We start from the raw sequence: 17,820 nt of genomic DNA on the forward strand, positions 1-17,820 counted from the left end.
TCAATGCCGCAGTGATCTGGTCTGCCGAGCTTACCGATCTTCGCGTGAAGTGCCTGATCGTCGCAAACACGATCCCCGTGCCCAATCCCAGGAAAAGGAAAAAGCCGAGAAGAAGGGCGGTTTTCGGCTGACTCTTGGTGACCGGGACCGAGGCCCGCGAGATGAAGAGGGCTTCGCCGACTGGATTTGAGATCTGTTGAGCCGTCTCGAACCAACGCTGCAGATAGCTCTCATAGACCTTGCGATAGCTATCCGCCTCGCTTTGCAGCTGGGCAAGTCGGAAACGGCTTTGGGCTGCCGGAGGCCTGGAACTCCTTGACCGCGCGCTCCGCGGCAAAGACGTCTTCCTTGATGAGCTTCACTCTTTCCGACAGCCACTCGCTCGCGTCACGCGCCTTGGCGGCGCGACGATCCAGGCTGATTGCCATATAGGCTTCCGCGACCGCATTGGCGATCAACGCCGCCTTTACGGGAGACGTCGACGAGGCGGAAATATCGATTACGGAGGACTGCCCCACGCGGCGGACCCACAAGCGGCCGCGAAGGATCGCAATCGTGAGGTTTTCCTGCGCCTCGTCCATCTCGTCATCGCCGGTGCCATCAATGTCCTTGTTGAAGGCCATGGCGCGCAATACGTCGCCAGGCGAGAGGCGGGTCGACACGAATTCCGGATCGGCCCCAAGCGCTTGCGACCTGACGACTGAGCGCAACACGTCCGTCGATCGCATGATCTCGATCTGGCCTTCGACAAAGGCTTCCTCCGTTCGAAGCTGCTGGCTATCCGCCGACGAGCCTGCGAGCGGAGAATCCAGCATCAGTTGGGCGCCCGACGTGAAGGTTGCCGGTACGATCATCAGATAGATGACAGCCGCAAGCAGGAAGGAGCCGGTCACTGCACTGATCAGTAGCCCATTGGACTTCAGAAACTGCAGGAGCTGGCGCAGCTCGATGGGCCGTTCTTCAGCCATCCCATTGGGAAGCTGGGAATATGTCACCGGCACCGGAGGGACCAGATTGAACATCAGCGCTCACTCCGGCCATAAGCGGAAACGGCCGCGACCGGCACGTCCGTCGCGCGTGACCAGGGAGCTGCACCCACGGCCCGGCGCAAATCATACGCGGCCGATGCATGGCTTTCTGACTTATAAGGGCCAAGTGCATACCCGGCGGCCAAGCCGGTAGTCAGCGTGAATAGCGGGCCAAGGTCGATTGCGGCTGCCGAGATCGACGCCGCGATGAGTTGCGCGATGCTGGAGACGAGCGCCGCAAGACCGACCGCCTTTTCCATTGGCAGCGCACCACGCCGTTTCAGGTGATATTTGACGAGGCTTGCCATGAAGGCGACAAACAACACTGCGCCGACAATGCCGACATTGGCCAGAAGCGCGACGACAAAGCTCGATGTGCGGATGCTTCCGAGCCCGGCCCCGAGCCCGCTCGTATCGATGAAGGATATCAAAGCCTGCGCGTTCCAGCGCATCCGTTCCTCGCCGGACTGTGTCTCCAGCTTATTGGCAAGCACGACGCTCAGAAGATCGCCGATGCTCTGAGCGATGTGCGGGGTAAGCAGGACGGTCATTACGGCGAGCGGGATGATGCCTGTACACAGGCCGACAAATCCAAGATGACGAATGCTCGCGGTGCGGCGAAGTATGCGGACCACGCAGAGAGCAAACAGCAGCAAGAAGATCGCGGCGCTCGCAACATAGGCCGTGGTCGATGTGCACAATAACAGCGCGACGAGCAGGGCAGCAGCCAGCAGAGGCAGAGCCCGCTGGGGATAGCCTTCCAGTATCAGCACCACGACGAACGAAAAAAGCGCCAGGGTGACGTAACCGAACACGCCGGCCTCGGAGAACGAGCCGACTATTCTCTTGAAACCTGCAATATCCCCGTCGTCCAGCATGCGGTAATTCGCGTTGCGGATCACCGAGAGCAGATATGCAGTTCCGGTCTTGTAGGTGACGAAATCCAGGACTGCGAAGGCCAGACAGCCCACAGCGGTCACAATCAGTGCCTTGGCAAACAGAACCATGCCACCAAGCCGGGCAATGCCGCTGACGATAGCGAAACATCCCAGATTGCCGAGCAGGTAGACCGACTGGGTAAAATTGCTGGACGTCGGGGCAAGCGGGGAGCTGACAATTCGATTGAGCTCACTGCCGCGCGCGATTGAATAGACGACCGTAGCATTTTCGAACAGGCGGGGCAGGAAGACCGCCGTCAGCGCGCCATAGGCCGTGAAAAGCATGAGCCAGAAGCCTGGTCCTGGATATTGAAGGGAAGATAGGCTCGCAGTGAGCAACATCGGACGCAAAGAGACGATGGCAACGATGAAAACGAGCATGAAATGGAATGGCTGAATACTGGCCCCACCGACCGATTCAAGCTTGAGCGCCGCGGCCGCACCGAGCAGTGTGGAGAAGCAAAGGATGTAGATGGCCGACCGTGTGTTGTTGAACATGGCGTAGGCCCCGGCAGCAGCAAATAGAAATCCAATCAACTCTATCTTCATGCCGTATCCCCGCCTGGCCATGATATTGCTGAATTGATCTTTGGCTTTACGCCTTAATACGACCCCCTTCGCATCAGCAAAATCGGCAATGTTTTCAGCATGATGATGACATCCCTCCAGAAGGACCAGTGATTGCAGTAGCGGCAATCGAGCTGGACGCGCTCGGGATAGGAAATGTCACTTCGACCACTGATCTGCCATGCCCCGGTCAAGCCCGGACGTGTCGAGAAATAAGCCTGCGCGTCGCCGCCGTAATATTGGATCTCGTCGGCGACGACCGGTCTTGGCCCAACCATGCTCATGTGCCCGATCAGCACATTGAAGAGCTGGGGAAGTTCATCGATGCTGGTGCGGCGCAACGCGCCACCAATCAACGTGATGCGAGGATCCTGCTTCAGCTTTCTCGAACTGTGCCACTCCGCCGCCGCCCAATCATGCGCCAGCAGATACTGTCTCAGCTTTTCTTCCGCCCCCATTTCCATCGTTCGGAACTTCAGGCACGGAAAACTTCGCCCTGCAAAGCCGATCCGCCGTTGAACGAAGAAGACCGGCCCGCCATCGAGCATCTTGATCGCAATCGAGGTGATAATCATCACCGGTGCTGCAATGCACAGTGCGACCAACGCCACCAAAACGTCAAAGGCTCTTTTGGCACCGCCTCCCAAAGGCGTAGTGCGCTGCACTTTAGGCATTTCGCTGCTGGAATATGTAAACTTCTGATTTATTGGATCGTAAGAAAGTACACCATTCTGATAATTGGAGTTGATATCCATTTTATCTCTCCAAATACAAGACTAACAAGCAAGGATAACTTTACCTTGATCTGTTTTTCATGGATTTGTCTGTAACCGAGGTCATATTCGGCCGATTGATACTAGAAATATTTATACCTTCGGCGGAAGGCGGGCTCATTGGAGGCCAAGGCGCCGCGCTGCAGTGCCTAATTCGTGGACCGTGAGGTCTGACATCGTCTGGAAGTTGCTTGCCGTTCCATGGGGGTTCGAAATGTCGAACAGGGTGAAGGAAGCTGCTTGTGAAGATTGGGATGCGGGGGGAAGTTATCTTCAGCTGCTCGGAACTGAGCTGTGTGACAAGTTGATCAAAGGAAGAACCGTCAAGTTCTTCAAAAAGAAAGATATTGTCATGCGGCGCGCGACGGGCGGAAACCAGTTCCTGCTGGTTCGGTCCGGTCAGATCAAGGTTGCCGCATGTCTCGTCGACGGGCGGGAGTTCGTAGTCGATACGCTTGCCAGCGGCGGCGTCTTCGGTGAACTCGATGTGTTGCGGCGCACACCTTCACCTTTCGAGGCACATGCCCTGAGCGCCTGCGAGATATGGCTCCTGGACGGAACGATCGTGCGCGATGCTGCGATGCGGGACGCCGTCCTCAGCAATAATCTGCTTCAGCATGTTTCCGCCCAGGCGCAAAAACTTGAAACCCGGCTGCTGACGCTGGCATCGGCAAGCATTTCCTTTCGGCTGGCCAATGCCCTGTTGCGACTGGGACAGCTCGATTCCCCTTTTCCGCAGGCGCAGATCTATATTTCGCAGCAGGAGCTGGCCTCGATGCTCCCGGCTTCCCGGGAAAAGGTCAACCGATGCCTGCGTTACTGGGAAAGAAGCCGGATCGTGCATCTCGCACCCGGCTCCATCACCATCACCAATCCGCGAGCGCTCCATGATTATGCAACGGCGTAACGAGGAGGCTACGGCCACCACCCATGTGTCGGGCGTCGTCTCGAGCCCAATGCGCGAGCGCATGCTTCGCGATGCACTCCTAGCAAGAAAGAGCAGAGCGGCCGCATCGCGGAAATCGCCGCGTGCAGGCAGATATCGGCCGGTCAGGCGGGAGACGAGCAGGATGATACGAAGCCTCTCTGAAATCACGCAGCCGAGCTTCAGCACACGCGCCGACGTCTGCGTCATCGGTGCCGGGATGGCCGGCCTTTACATGGCACGCCAGCTCGCAAGTTACGGCTTGCGGACCGTCCTCGTGGAAAGCGGAAGCGCCAGAACGGGACACTCCGCAAACGACCTCAACGAGATCTCCGACGAGCATGGCTGTTACCAATGGCCAGTCACCGGTCGCGCGCGCGGGCTGGGTGGCAGTTCCTCCGTCTGGGGCGGCAAGATGATGCCGCTTTCTTCGAGCGACATGGCCGAGCGCCCGCATATCGACGCACCTGCATGGCCGCTGAGCCACGAGGCACTCCTTGAAGGGCTGACCGAAATCGAGGCGCTGTTCAAGCTCGATGACGGTACCTATGAGGAAGGCGCACCGCCGCATTTCCGGACAGGCGTGGAATTGCCGCAAGGCGATCCGGATTTCGCGGTTCGCTGGGCCAAGTGGACCCGTTTTCGACGCGGCAATATCTGGCGGATCCTGAAAGATCAGCTGGCCAATCACCCCTTTGCGGAAATATGGACGAACGCAACGGTCGACGATTTTTCGATCGATCGCTGGTCGCAGCGGCTGGTCTCGTTACACTGCCGCGACGATGCCGGTCGGACACTCGACGTCCAGGCCGATCATTTCGCGCTGGCGGCGGGCACGATCGAAAGCACGCGCCTTCTTCTCATGCTGGACAGATGCGGGGACGACCGCATCTTCGGTTCCTGCGACGCTTTGGGCCGTTACTTTCAGGATCATCTCGATGCGCATGTCGGCCGGCTGGCAGTCTGCGATCCTGACCGTTTCGACCGCCTGCTTGCACCCCGGTACAGGCGGATGCAGAGGCGTAGTCCTCATATCGAACTGACGGAGCGCGCCCAGACAGACGACGGCGTGGCGTCTGCCTTCGTGCACATGACGGTCGATCTCTCGCAAAACGAGACGCTCGGAGCCGTCAAGCGGCTGACCAAACGTATCGAGATGAACGACTACGAGGGCCTGCTGGGAGAGTTTCAGAGATCCCGGCTCGCTCCCGGCTCGCTCGGCCGGCTGGTTGCGCGTCGGCTGTACCACCATACCTTGTTCATGCCCGGGGATGTCGGCTTCAACCTGCGTATCTGCATCGAGCAGGCACCGAGGAGCGAAAATCGCATCCTCCTGGCCGACACCAAAGATCGCCTCGGCATGCCGAAGGTGAATCTTAGGTGGCGGCCGGGCGATATCGACGAGCGGACGTTTCGCAGCACCGTCTCCCGATTGTCGGCCTATTGGCATCGACAGGGTCTCGACAGGATTTGCGCGATCGACTGGCTTGCCTGCGCGTTGCCCGGTGCTTCCATCATCGAGGCGGCACAGGATTATGCCCATCCTTCGGGGACGGCTAGGATGGGCACGGACGTCCGTCATTCCGTCGTCGGCATCGATCTGGATTGTCATCACGTCGCCAATCTCAGCGTCGTCAGCGCGGCCTGTTTTCCGAGCTCGGGCAGCGCCAATCCGAGCCTGACCATCATGCTGCTGGCCTGGCGTGCGGCCCGTGCCGTCAGTCGGCGAATGGGCCGATGGGCAGGCAATGCGCAGACCAACCCTGGCATGAAAATCAGGGAGGCAGCCAATGCTTGACGCGGCGCCTCAATCTTCAGCGATAACTGGAGAAGCTCTGACTCGAGACAGGGTGACGCCGCCGTCATTGGCAGCGTCCGCGAATGACGGGTTCATCCCAAAAACCGCCCTGCGTCCGGCAAGCCTGCGGACGATAGACAGGATCGTCGTCATCAACGACTTCTCCATAGCCAGAGGAGGGGGCACCGCACTGGCGCTTCTTTCTGTCCGGCTGCTGAGAGAAACCGGCGTTCGCGTCACCTATATCTGCGGCGACGATGGGCAGAACCCCGAGTTTTCGGCACTCGATGTCGAGGTCGTGGCACTGAGAGGCGATCCGATCCTCTCCGCCAAACGGCACCGTGCCATGATCGAGGGGCTTCACAACGCCCGCGCCCGGGAGATGGTAGAGCGCTGGGTTGCGGCCAACGATAGCGCCGGCACGGTCTATCATGTCCATGGCTGGTCGAAGATCATGTCGCCTGCCGTATTCGAGGCACTGGCGCCGGTCTCACATCGGACGGTGCTGCATGCCCACGACTTCTTTCTCGCCTGCCCGAACGGCTCATTTTACGACTACCGCCGCGAAATGCCGTGCGGATGCAAGCCGCTCGCGGCAGGGTGCGTGCTGCGCAATTGCGACAAACGCAACTACGCCCAGAAGCTGTGGCGTGTCGCACGATCAAGCCGGCTGAGATCGCTGCTTTTCGCGCCAAACCGCCGCTACGGACGTGTTCTACTTATTCACCAGGGCATGGCCGGCGATTTCAGGCAGGCCGGCTATACTGATGAAGCGCTGCATGCTCTTCGCAACCCGACCGTCCCGTTTCAGGCGGATCGCGTTCGAGCAGAGGACAATCGTGACTTCTTCTACATCGGCCGGCTTGAACCGGAAAAAGGCATTCTGGAAGCGGCAGCGGCGGCTTCAACGGCCGGCGTTCGACTGACCGTCATCGGAGACGGTCCATTGCGTACCCGCATCGCCGGGATGGGCGAGGCCGTAAAGGTGCTTGGTTGGCTGTCCCACGAGGAGATCGGCCGCGCGGTGCGCCAGGCACGCGCCTTGATCATGTCGAGCCGCTATCCCGAACCCTTCGGCCTTGTCGCCGTCGAGGCATCCACAAGCGGCATTCCGGTCATACTCCCCCACACGGCCTGCCTTGCGCGGGACATGACGGCAGCGGGCATCGGCCTTGCCTGCGATATGGGCAACCCTCACCAACTCGCCCAGGCGGTCGCGACGATCCGGGACATGGGTCATGACGACATCCGCCGGATGAGCATTCGCGCCCATGCGGGCTTGTCCCGGCTCTCAACTACACCGGACGAATGGCGAGACGGGCTTCTGGCCCAATACCTCTCATTGGTTCACACCGCCTCGGAGGATAGCCAATGATGAACGATATGAAAGTCGTCGTGACTGGCGCCTCCGGCTTCATCGGTTCTAATATTGCCAACACGCTTGCGGCCGAGGGCGTCGATGTCATCGCCTGCGACTGGTTCGGCAGCGACGAACGCTGGCGCAATCTTCAGGATGCCAGGCTTGAGGAGATCGTGGCTCCCGAAGAGCTGCTGGCCTGGCTCGCCAGGCCGGAGAACCACGTAGACGCCATCATCCATATGGGAGCGATTTCCGCGACGACCGAGCTGGATGTCGACAAGATCGTCCAGAACAATGTCCGCCTCAGCCTCGCCCTCTGGGATTATTGCAGGGAGCGCGATGTCGCTTTCGTCTACGCCTCCTCAGCGGCCACGTATGGCGATGGATCGCGGGGATTCTCCGGGGACGACGACGAGGCCGCGCTCGCCCGGCTCAATCCGCTCAACGCCTATGGCTGGAGCAAGCATGTGGTCGACCGCCGCATTGCGGCCGACGTTGCGCGAGGCAGGCGCGTTCCCAAACGCTGGGCGGGCCTGAAGTTCTACAACGTCTATGGTCCACGCGAACGCCACAAGCGGGAGATGCGCTCCGTCGTGCACCAGATCTGGCAGCGCGAAACATCGGGCGAGCAGGTAAGGCTCTTCAAGTCCGACAACCCGGACTATCCCGATGGCGGCCAGCTGCGTGATTTCATCCATGTCGACGACTGCGTGCATGTGGTGCGGCGCGCATTGGAATCCTCGGAAATAGGGGGGATTTTCGATGTCGGCACCGGCCGGGCGCGGACGTTTCACGATCTTGCGCTCGCCGTCTTCAAGGCGCTCGGCAAGGCGCCGTCGATCGAATTCATCGAGATGCCCGACCAGCTACGCGGGCGCTACCAGTATTTCACCCAGGCCAATACCGCGAGACTCGTTGCAAACGGTCTCGCCCCGAATTTTCGATCTTTGGAAGAGGGAGTGGCGAATTATGTCGACTGGTTATCAGCGCATCCTGGTCGATAGGGGGCCGAAGCCCTTCGGCCGCCGCAATCGCTGGGAAAACGACGAGGGAATCGCCGTTGCCGACGGTGCCTCGACAGTTGCTCCCGGAATTGGCTCGGCCTATCCGCCAAATATTCTTGCGCCGGGACTGCGTATCCGCCTCTTCAACGTGAAATACAGCCCGAACCTCGGCGACGGGCTGCTTTCGGAATGCATGGAACATGCACTGGTCGAACTCGGCGCCAATCGCGACAGCTGGTCGATCGACCTGGCCGCTCGCAAGGCATATGGCGACGGCATTCCGGGACGATCGCAGATCCTGTCCGCGCTCGACGCCATGCCGGGAGCAATCCGCCCCCATGTCATCCGCATCCCGCTCGCCATGCAGGCCCGGCGCAAATGGCGTCCTCATTACGCCGAGCACCTGGCGGGAGCCAACGCAGCCGTGATCGGCGGGGGAAACCTGATTTCCGATATCGACCTGAACTTTCCGACAAAGCTCGGGCTGGCGGTCCAGGAGATCGAAAGAATCGGCATTCCGTTCGTGATCTACGGATCCGGCGTGACGGGCCATTGGACGCGGCGCGGCGCCGAAATGCTGCGCAAGACGTTTTCCAGCCGCCTGTTGCGCGGCGTCTATGTCCGCGATCTTGCCTCGAAACATCTCTGGGACGACCGGCTGGGCCAATCGAGCGGCCATGAGGCGACGGTCGTGCCGGATCCGGGGCTGCTTGCTTCCCGGTACATTCCCCCGGCAAGGCGGCACGATTCAGGTCCCAAATTGGCCGGCGTCGGCGTCATGAGCCATATCGCCATCCGCTATCATTGCGACATCGCCCCCGACCAGAAGGCGCTGGAAGACTGGTATGTCGGGCTCGTCGCGACGCTTGCGGCAAAGGGCATGCATGTCGTCGTGTTCACCAATGGCAGCCCGGAGGATGTTTCCTATCTCGCCAGGATCCGGCCGCGACTGGATGCGATCGGCGGTAGCATTTCCTTCCCGGTCGCACATCAGCCGACACAGCTCTGCCAGATCATCTCCAGCCTGAACGTCCTCATCGCATATCGTATGCACGCGGTGATCGCCTCCTATTCCTACCGGGTACCGTCGGTCGCTCTTGCCTGGGATCCGAAGCTCAAGTCGTTCATGAGTTCGGTCGGTCGGGAGAACTATCTTTGCGATGTCCGCACGAGCAATCCGGCGAAGACCGCAGAACTTGCGATCAAGGCGATGGCGGAGGGGATAGATGAGCGGGCGCATTCAGCCGTCCTCGGCAACGCCTGGCAAGGCATCTCGCGACTGCTCCAACGTCTGGAGCGCGAACCATGACGGCGGTCCTCGAACGGCAGACAGAACTCGAGGGCCTGTGCCACGCCCTGCAGGACTGGATGTTCCTGAAGGCGCTGCCGTTCTGGGCGACAACGGGACGCGACGGCGAACAAGGCTTCGTGGAATGCCTGGACCTGGCGGGGCGTCCGCACTCGGTCGGGTTCAAGCGGACACGGGTTCATGCACGACAGATCTACGTTTTCAGCCATGCCCATACGCTCGGCTACGGGCGGGGGCTGGAGGCCGCCCGTGGCGGGCTCGACTTCCTTCTGGCCCATGGCTGGGCGCCTCACGGCGGCTGGGTGGTTTCGATGGGAGAAACGGGAGGGATCGTCAACGAGGAGATCGATCTCTACGACCAGGCCTTCGTCCTGCTGGCATTTGCGTGGTGGATGCGGGCGAGCGGCAGCCGGGACGTTCTTCCATGGATCGACCGGACACTTGAGATCATCGACGAGCGGTTGCTGCGTGTCGGCCCGGACGGTCAAGCCGATGGCTGGAACAGCCGCGGGCCACACGACAAGGTTCTGCTGCAGAACCCCCATATGCATCTGCTGGAGGCGCTGCTCGCGCTCTACGCCATGGTGCCCGGCATCGGCATCAGGCGGCGGATCGCGCAGATCATCCGCCTGTTCGAAACGCGGTTCTTCGATCCCGTCTCGGGATCGCTCGGCGAATATTATGACGAAGGCTGGGGTCGAATCACATCGGAACAAGGGCATCTGGTAGAGCCCGGTCATCACTTCGAATGGTATTGGCTGCTTCGCCGGGCCGAGCCGGTCATCGGCCGCTATCTCAGGGAGCCGGCCGAGCGACTTTACAGCTTCGCCCGGCAATATGGGGTAGACCAGAAAACGGGCTATATCCACGACGTCCTGACGAGCAATGGAAGCATCCACAACGACCACCACCGCTCCTGGCCGCAGACGGAATATATCAAGGCCATGCTCGGCCGGGCAGATGCCACCGGGCAGCTCGAGCAGGATGAACTGGAAAGAGCGCTTCGCGTGCTACAGCACGACTATCTCGATCCGGCACCTGAAGGCTGCTGGATCGATCATCTCGATGCATCGGGAAAAGCCTGCGTCTCGGCCATACCCGCCAGCACGCTTTATCACCTGTTTCTCGCCACAGCCGAATTGATGCGTCTTCAACACGTCTGGCGGACGCCGGATCTCAGAGGGGAAGCCTATCATGAACATTGATCGCTTTGGGGCATGCCGGATACTCGTCGTCGGAGACGTGATGCTCGACCATTATGTTCGCGGTAACGTCAGCCGGATCTCGCCGGAGGCTCCGGTTCTGGTGCTGCATGTTCAGGATCAGAATTCCGCGATCGGCGGCGCCGGCAATGTTGCCGCCAATATCGCCTCGCTTGGCGGAACGGCCGTGCTCGTAGGACTGGTGGGCGACGATCCGGCCGGCCTGACGCTGCAGGCCATGGGAACGGAGGGGATCGGCACTATCGAAAAGCGGCTCTATTGCCAGCCGGGCTTCCGGACGATCGAGAAAACCCGTTTTCTGGCCCACGAAACGCATCTTCTGCGGGCTGACTGCGAGGGATCCGCGATCGATCCTCATGCTGAAGCCCACATCATCGGCCATATCAACGACGATGATGCGAGCGTTGGTAGACATCGCCCGCCGCAAGGAGATCCCGATTGTGGCCGATCCCAAGCGGCCGGATTTCTCCTTCTATCGCGGCTGCGCGGTCCTGACGCCGAACCGGCGCGAACTTGCGGCCGCCAGCGGGATAGAAGCCGACACTGACGAAGGCATCGCCGCAGGGATGGCGATCGCAATGGATCAGTTCAGGGGTACGGTCGTGCTTACCCGCTCGGAACAGGGGATCTCGCTCTTCCGCCGCGGATTGCCGGCTATCCATGAACCTGCGCGAACACGGTTGGCACTCGACGTCTCCGGCGCCGGTGACACGGTTATCGCGGCTCTGACCTTGGCACTCTCTTCCGGCGAGGACATGAAAACGGCGATGACCGTCGCTAATGCCGCGGCAGCGGTTGCCGTGTCGAAAACCGGTACGGCAACCGTGACGCCCGCCGAACTGGCCGGCGAGATGCTGCTGGACAGCCTCCCCGTGCTGCAGATGGACAAGCTCTCGACCCTGTCAGTCGCCTGCGCCCAGCGCGAGGCGTGGCGGCGCCAGAAACTTGTCGTGGGCTTCACCAACGGCTGCTTCGATCTATTGCATCCCGGCCACGTCAAGCTTTTGAAGGAAGCCAAGTCGCAATGCGACCGGCTGATCGTCGCCCTTAACACCGACGCATCGGTTCGGCGGCTCAAGGGCCCCGAGCGTCCGCTGCAGATGGAAGGCGCGCGCGCGATCGTCATTTCGGCGCTCGATGCGGTCGATGCGATCCTTCTCTTTGACGAGGACACGCCGATGGAGCTGATCGCCTCGCTTCGCCCCGACGTGATCTTCAAGGGCGGGGACTACACGCTGGACACCGTGGTGGGCGGTTCGCTTGTCCAGGGCTATGGCGGGCGCGTCGTGCTCGTCGACTTCGCGGCGGACCAGTCCACGACCGGCCTGATCGAACGGGCACGCACACGCCAGCCCACGATCGGATACAGCGAGGTGGTGCACTGACATGGCGCGCTCCAACGAAGCAATGAGAATTCTCGACCAGACGCTGCTGGCCTATGCAGCCAGGGGGCTGGCACTCTTCAACAAGCGTCGGGGCCTGCCCGAGGCGCCGAAACGGATCGGTATCATCCAGCCGAGTGCGATCGGTGACATGCTGTTGAGTTCCGGTGTCATCTCGGCCGTTCGCCAGCGCTATCCCGAGGCGCGGGTGCTGCTGTTCCACGGCAGCAACAACGCTCCGGCAGCGCGGATGCTCGAAGCCTCCGTCGAGCCGGTCCTGTGCAACTTTTCCAGGCCCGACAAGGCGTGGCGGCAATTGTCGGCCGCGCGCCTCGACCTCGTCGTCGATCTGACCCCTTGGCCGAACCTGACCGCCATGCTCGCGCGTGTCAGCGCGTCATGCGCGGTCGGCTTTGCCCCCAATCCGGCGCGGGGGCGCGTCTTCGATATCGCGGTCGATCATAGCGGCCGTCGGCATGAGCTGGATAATCTCGCCAGCATGGCGCGTATATTTGATGTCCACGGCGAATACGCGATGCGCCTGCGCACCGATCATTGCGTTGTCGCGGACAGCCTGCCGCTGGACCGGCTCGTCGTCTGCCATATTGCCGCCGGTGGCCGGCGTGCCGGAGAGAAGGCCTGGCCCAAGGAGCACTGGATCAGCCTTTGCCGGCAACTAGTCAGGCTGGGCTACATGCCCGGCTTTACCGGCTCGGCCGCAGATGGCTTGCTTGTCGAGCAACTGAGGGCGGAGCTCGGCGATGATGCCAATGCGACGCTGTCGCTTTGCGGCAAGATCCCACTCGCCGAAATGGGTGATCTGCTGCGCCGTGCGCGGCTCGTCGTCAGCATCGATACGTCTGTGCTGCATCTTGCTTCCGCCGTCGGGGCTCGGATTATCGGCCTGCACGGACCGACACGATCCTTCCGCTGGGGGCCGGTCGGTCCGCAGGCTATCGGGCTGGATTCTCCTCATACGGCGGCAGGCTATATCGTCTATGGAACCGAGACCCATCCGGAAGCTCCTGAGGTCATGCGTGCTCTGAAGCCGGAAACTGTCCTGGACACCATCCTGAATTCGATGCCGAGCACTGCGCCTGCTTCGCAGACGGCGATCGCGCAATATGCTTGAGGTCAGTTCGCTGGCACGGCTTGTTCCGGTTTATGACGCGACGGCGCGACGAAGGCCGGCGCTGCTGCTGGATCGCGATGGCGTGCTGAATGTCGATACCGGCTATCTCGGTAGCTACGCCGAGTTCCGCTGGATACCCGGCGCGTTGGAGGCTCTCGCGATCTTCGCGCGGGCCAACTGGCATATCTGTGTCGTGACCAACCAGTCCGGCATCGCCCGCGGTTATTTCAGCGCCGAGGACGTGGAGCGACTGCATCGGCAGATCGCGGCGGATGCACATAAGGCCGGAGGACGCATCGACGCGTTCTTCTACTGTCCGTTCCATCCGGAAAGCCGGATCGACCACTATCGGGCGGCCGATCATATCGACCGAAAACCCAACCCGGGCATGCTGTTCAAGGCGCTGCATCGCTGTAATGCCGACGCACATTTTTCGATCATGATCGGCGACAAGCCGAGCGATATCGAAGCCGGGCACCGTGCCGGTATCGACAGTTACCGTTTCCCAGGCGGACGGCTGGATGATTTCCTGGCAGGCGTCATGCGGGCACGGATCGCCAAGATCACTGCACTTCGTTGATATAGCGGTGATTGGCGGTGGTCGCCCGGTGGGAGGCGATCAGCACCGGCACGGCCATCTGATCATAGGCAACCTCGTCAATGGTCAATACGGCTGCCGGCAGCTTCAGGCCGAGCCAGCGCGCGTCTTCCTCATTGGCAAGATCCGCACCGATCTGTTCGCGAACCGCGGAGATCCGGATGCCGTGGTGTTCCAGCAGATGCAGGTAGAAGAGCGAGGGAATGTCTTCTGCCGATTCCGGAAAATCGGCAACACGCTCGCGCGGGAGCGTCAGTGTCTCATGCATGATCGGCCTGTCGTCGACAGTTCTGACGCGATGGAAAGAGACGACCGGCGCGCCCTCATCGATATGCAGCTTCTGTGCCTCTGTCGCAGACGCAGTTCCATTTGCAAGAGTGGTGACCATCGTCACCGACTTGCTGAGCGATCCGTCGAGACCATGAAGGCGGAAATACTGGAAGAAGAGGCGCAGGCTGTGCTGCGGCTTGCGGCCGGTCACGACGGTTCCCGTCTTGCGGCGGCGGCTGAGCAGCCCGTCATTGGTCAGATCCATCAACGCACGGCGGATGGTACCAACGGCAACCCCGTAGGTTTGCGACAGCGCGACTTCGCTCGGCAGGACCGAACCGGGCTCCAATTTGCCAAGCATGATAGCTTCGGTGATCTGCCTTTTAACGATCTCATAGAGTGGCAAGGACAGTTCGCCGAGTCGTTGTTCATCTGCTGAAATATTGGGCAGTTCTGGCAATTATTTGCCTCTTCTTTAGAGTTGACTCATCGAGCCGATCTACGCAGTATTACTATATAGTTTATATTAAAGCGCAAGCCGAGCAGGAATGCGCCGAGGTGCCGAGGATATCGCGAATGGCCGACCAGCAACCTGCCGTGGATCATGACACGCTTGCGTCTGCCATGGCAGTGATCGAGCGCGATGTCGAGAGCGCGGTTGCCGATCTGTCGCGAATGATTGCGGTTGATACGTCCTTCCCACCCGGCGAGGGTTACGGCCCCTTCGCCGACCTGATGGCCGAATTGCTGGCGCCGCTCGGCTTCGCATCCGACCGCGTGACCGTGCCGCGGGATCTTTGGTACGTCGCCGGCGGTCCCGCCTCTGGCGAGCGCGTCAATCTCGTCGCCACCCGGGGAAGCGGCAAGCCGGTCTGCGGCCTCTACTATCACGTCGATACGGTTCCGGTCGCTCCCGGCTGGACACGCAATCCGCTCGAACTGACGATCGAGGATGACAACCTATACGGCCTCGGCGCTGCCGATATGAAGGGCACGATCGCGGCGACGCTTCTTGCGCTGCGCGCGGCGAAGGAATGCGGTGTTGAGCTAGCTTACGATCCGATGCTGCTCCTCTGCACCGATGAAGAGGGCGGGCTCTACCCGGGCATCCGTTATCTGGCCGAGCAGGACATGCTGAAGGGCCATATCCTCAATTTCAACGGCTCCGCCGCGCCGCGCGTCTGGGCCGGCTGTTTCGGCATCTTCAACCTGCAGGTCACCATTGCAGGTCATGCAGTGCATGCGGGCGAAGGCAATCGTACAGGCGCGGGCATAAATGCGATCGAGGGTGCACTGCCGGTGCTCAATGCGATTGCAGCTCTCAAGCCGGAAGTCGCCAAGCGTGCTTCGAAGCTCACACCGCCACCGCATGCGACCGGACCATTGCGGCCGTCGCTGACGATTTCCGCCATTAATGGTGGAACTGCCGGCGGTCAGGTTCCGGCCGAGATCAAGATCCTTGTCTCACGCCGCTATGCGCCGGAGGAAAATTACGAGGAAGCACGTGCCGAGATCGAGACTGCCATCCGTGACTGTGTCGCCGGCACTGACCTGGGTTTGAAAATCGATCTCGTCGGTCATCTTATCCCGACCGACGATCCGGAAGGTCCGCACTGGCCGCGCTGGCAGAGAGCATTGTCCGAGGGTTTCGGTTACAAGCCGGAAGACTTCCACAAATGGGGCGCAGCAAGCTGCTCGGACTTCGGTTACGTGCAGAAGGCCGGCTTCGGGCCGGAAGTGCTGCTCGGCGGCCTTGGTCGTCCGGAAAGCTGCATCCACAGCCCGGAAGAACACACGACCCGCCAGGACATCATCGCGCTTGCCAAGAGCATTCTTTCCTATCTCGCGGCGGACTTCGCCGCAGACGCCATTCCTGAAAACCGCAGCTGACGTATCAAAAAGGGAACATACACATGCTGGAAATGAAACGCCGCTTCTTCCTCGCCGGCACCGCGGCCATTCTGGCCGCGCCGTCCATGAGCTTCGCCCAGTCAGCGCCTGCCAAGGGTGGCACGCTGAAGATCTCCGTCGACCAGGCCGCGAGCGTCATTCATCCGCTGCTGACCCGCGTCAACCCGGAATACATGATCACGGAACTGCTCTATTCCAACCTGACGCGTCTGAAGGTCGACATGTCGATCGAGCCGGATCTCGCTGAAAGCTGGACGGCCAACGACGCCCTGACCGAGTGGACCTTCAAGCTGCGCACCGGCGTGACATTCCATGACGGCTCGGCCTTCACCGCAAACGACGTCGTCGCGACCTTCAAGGCCATTCTCGACCCGGCAACCGCCTCGCCGGGCCGCAACAATGTCGGCCCGATCGCCGATATCGTTGCCGTCGACGATGCGACCGTGCTGTTCAAGCTCTCCACCGCCTATGCCGACCTGCCGGTCTCGGTTGCCTATACCAACGCCCGCATCATCCCGGCTTCGATCGCCACAGGCGACCTGAAGAGCCTGTCGACCAAGGCCGTCGGCACCGGCCCGTTCAAGCTCGTATCGTATGAGCCGGATCGCCTGATCGTCGTCGAGCGCAACGAGAAATACTACGATCCGGCACGTCCGTATCTCGACCGCGTCGAAGTCCAGGTCTTCCCGGATATCTCGGCTGAAGGTTCGGCGCTGATCTCCGGCAATATCGACATCATCTCCACCATCCAGCCGACCGAATTCCTGCGTATCGACGGCACGGATGGTATCGACGCTCTGCGCACGCCATCCGGCCAGTTCTGCAACATCAACTTCGGTTGCGACACCGCACCGTTCAACGACGCCCGCGTCCGCAAGGCGATCGCGCTCACCGTCGACCGCGAGGCGATGGTCGGCTTCGTCACCGAAGGTTTCGGCACGACCGGCAACGACACGCCGCTCAACCCGTCCTACCAGTTCTTCAAGAGCGTGAAGCAGCGCGAGGCCAATATCGAGGAAGCCAAGAAGCTTCTGGCCGAGGCAGGCTTCCCGAACGGTCTCGAAGCGACATTGATCGCCTCCGACCGCCCGGCCGTCCGCACCCAGCTTGCCGTCGCGCTGCGCGAAATGGCTAAGGAAGCCGGCATCACCATCAACGTTCAGACGATGCCGCACGCGACCTACCTGGAACAGGTCTGGAAGAAGGGCTCGTTCTACGTCGGATTCTACAACATGCAGCCGACCCCGGACGGCATCTTCAAGCTGCTCTACACCTCGGATGCAGCCTGGAACGAGACGCGCTGGAACAACAAGGACTTCGACGCGCTCGTGGCGGAAGCCCGCGGCACGACCGACGAAGAAAAGCGCACCGAACTCTACACCAAGGCGCAGGAAATCATGAACGAGGAAGTACCCTCGATCATCCCGTCCTTCTTCGACGTTCTCGCCGCCAAGCGCAGCTGGGTGCAGAATTTCGAAGCGCATCCGCGCGCATCCGTCTTCCGCCTCGACTACGTCTCGCTCTCCAGCGACGCGCCGAAGCGCGGTTGATCCGTCACCATGCCGGACGCCTTCGGGCGTCCGGCCATCTCGACCGAGGAAC

Annotated in this window: 16 protein-coding genes; 12 read left to right on the forward strand and 4 right to left on the reverse strand. The window is 61.0% G+C overall.

Features of this window, described 5'->3' with window-relative positions; all coding sequences use genetic code 11:
* Positions 1-248: 248 nt before the first annotated feature.
* Genes BM216_RS01825 through BM216_RS01835 form a run of 3 tightly spaced genes read right to left on the reverse strand, consistent with a single transcriptional unit; the run spans position 249 to position 3,288 of the window.
* Positions 249-1,022 carry a GumC family protein gene (locus BM216_RS01825; RefSeq protein WP_092994016.1) on the reverse strand — a complete coding sequence of 258 codons (774 nt, stop codon included), beginning with the start codon at positions 1,020-1,022 and terminating at the stop codon, positions 249-251.
* Positions 1,022-2,662 (reverse strand): hypothetical protein, encoded by a 1,641-nt coding sequence (locus tag BM216_RS01830; protein ID WP_143102707.1) that lies wholly within the window; start codon positions 2,660-2,662, stop codon positions 1,022-1,024. The genes BM216_RS01825 and BM216_RS01830 overlap by 1 nt, the downstream gene beginning before the upstream one ends.
* Entirely contained in the window at positions 2,569-3,288 is a 720-nt protein-coding gene (locus tag BM216_RS01835; RefSeq protein ID WP_092994022.1) for a sugar transferase, read from the reverse strand. The genes BM216_RS01830 and BM216_RS01835 overlap by 94 nt, the downstream gene beginning before the upstream one ends.
* A 232-nt stretch (positions 3,289-3,520) precedes the next feature.
* On the opposite strand from BM216_RS01835, the gene BM216_RS01840 reads away from it, so the two are divergent.
* The 10 genes from BM216_RS01840 to BM216_RS01880 all read left to right on the forward strand — a co-directional run bounded on the left by BM216_RS01840 (position 3,521) and on the right by BM216_RS01880 (position 14,019).
* Positions 3,521-4,213 (forward strand): Crp/Fnr family transcriptional regulator, encoded by a 693-nt coding sequence (locus tag BM216_RS01840; RefSeq protein ID WP_092994025.1) that lies wholly within the window; start codon positions 3,521-3,523, stop codon positions 4,211-4,213.
* Positions 4,214-4,376: 163 nt separating this feature from the next.
* Complete coding sequence (locus BM216_RS01845) at positions 4,377-6,029, forward strand: FAD-dependent oxidoreductase (protein WP_177230676.1); 1,653 nt, start codon at positions 4,377-4,379, stop codon at positions 6,027-6,029.
* A 67-nt stretch (positions 6,030-6,096) separates the two neighbouring features.
* Positions 6,097-7,404, forward strand: a complete 1,308-nt coding sequence (locus BM216_RS01850) for a glycosyltransferase family 4 protein (RefSeq protein WP_244530037.1) — start codon at positions 6,097-6,099, stop codon at positions 7,402-7,404.
* Positions 7,404-8,393 carry an ADP-glyceromanno-heptose 6-epimerase gene (gene rfaD / locus BM216_RS01855; RefSeq protein ID WP_092995045.1) on the forward strand — a complete coding sequence of 330 codons (990 nt, stop codon included), beginning with the start codon at positions 7,404-7,406 and terminating at the stop codon, positions 8,391-8,393. Before BM216_RS01850 ends, rfaD begins: the two co-directional genes overlap by 1 nt.
* Positions 8,359-9,702: a polysaccharide pyruvyl transferase family protein gene (locus tag BM216_RS01860; protein ID WP_092994034.1), complete on the forward strand. Its 1,344-nt coding sequence runs from the start codon at positions 8,359-8,361 to the stop codon at positions 9,700-9,702. The genes rfaD and BM216_RS01860 overlap by 35 nt, the downstream gene beginning before the upstream one ends.
* Positions 9,699-10,907: an AGE family epimerase/isomerase gene (locus tag BM216_RS01865; RefSeq protein WP_092994037.1), complete on the forward strand. Its 1,209-nt coding sequence runs from the start codon at positions 9,699-9,701 to the stop codon at positions 10,905-10,907. The genes BM216_RS01860 and BM216_RS01865 overlap by 4 nt, the downstream gene beginning before the upstream one ends.
* On the forward strand, positions 10,897-11,472 hold the full coding sequence (locus BM216_RS34560) for a bifunctional heptose 7-phosphate kinase/heptose 1-phosphate adenyltransferase (RefSeq protein WP_244530038.1): 576 nt from the start codon (positions 10,897-10,899) through the stop codon (positions 11,470-11,472). The genes BM216_RS01865 and BM216_RS34560 overlap by 11 nt, the downstream gene beginning before the upstream one ends.
* A complete protein-coding gene (gene rfaE2, locus BM216_RS01870; RefSeq protein WP_244530058.1) occupies positions 11,357-12,310 on the forward strand; it encodes a D-glycero-beta-D-manno-heptose 1-phosphate adenylyltransferase in 954 nt (317 codons plus the stop codon). Before BM216_RS34560 ends, rfaE2 begins: the two co-directional genes overlap by 116 nt.
* Position 12,311: 1 nt before the next feature.
* Complete coding sequence (locus tag BM216_RS01875) at positions 12,312-13,439, forward strand: glycosyltransferase family 9 protein (RefSeq protein ID WP_092994040.1); 1,128 nt, start codon at positions 12,312-12,314, stop codon at positions 13,437-13,439.
* Positions 13,432-14,019 carry a D-glycero-alpha-D-manno-heptose-1,7-bisphosphate 7-phosphatase gene (locus tag BM216_RS01880; protein WP_092994043.1) on the forward strand — a complete coding sequence of 196 codons (588 nt, stop codon included), beginning with the start codon at positions 13,432-13,434 and terminating at the stop codon, positions 14,017-14,019. The genes BM216_RS01875 and BM216_RS01880 overlap by 8 nt, the downstream gene beginning before the upstream one ends.
* Here the strand turns inward: BM216_RS01880 and BM216_RS01885 are convergent.
* Positions 14,003-14,767 carry a GntR family transcriptional regulator gene (locus tag BM216_RS01885; protein ID WP_092994046.1) on the reverse strand — a complete coding sequence of 255 codons (765 nt, stop codon included), beginning with the start codon at positions 14,765-14,767 and terminating at the stop codon, positions 14,003-14,005. The two genes, BM216_RS01880 and BM216_RS01885, sit on opposite strands and share 17 nt — an antisense overlap.
* Positions 14,768-14,883: 116 nt before the next feature.
* On the opposite strand from BM216_RS01885, the gene BM216_RS01890 reads away from it, so the two are divergent.
* Both BM216_RS01890 and BM216_RS01895 read left to right on the forward strand, forming a co-directional pair.
* Positions 14,884-16,197, forward strand: a complete 1,314-nt coding sequence (locus tag BM216_RS01890) for a M20 family metallopeptidase (RefSeq protein ID WP_092994049.1) — start codon at positions 14,884-14,886, stop codon at positions 16,195-16,197.
* A gap of 23 nt (positions 16,198-16,220) precedes the next feature.
* The gene (locus tag BM216_RS01895; RefSeq protein ID WP_092994052.1) at positions 16,221-17,768 is read left to right on the forward strand and encodes an ABC transporter substrate-binding protein; all 1,548 of its coding nucleotides are present in this window, start codon (positions 16,221-16,223) and stop codon (positions 17,766-17,768) included.
* Positions 17,769-17,820: the final 52 nt, after the last annotated feature.

It is taken from the genome of Rhizobium sp. NFR07, from assembly GCF_900111905.1.
Lineage (GTDB): Bacteria > Pseudomonadota > Alphaproteobacteria > Rhizobiales > Rhizobiaceae > Neorhizobium.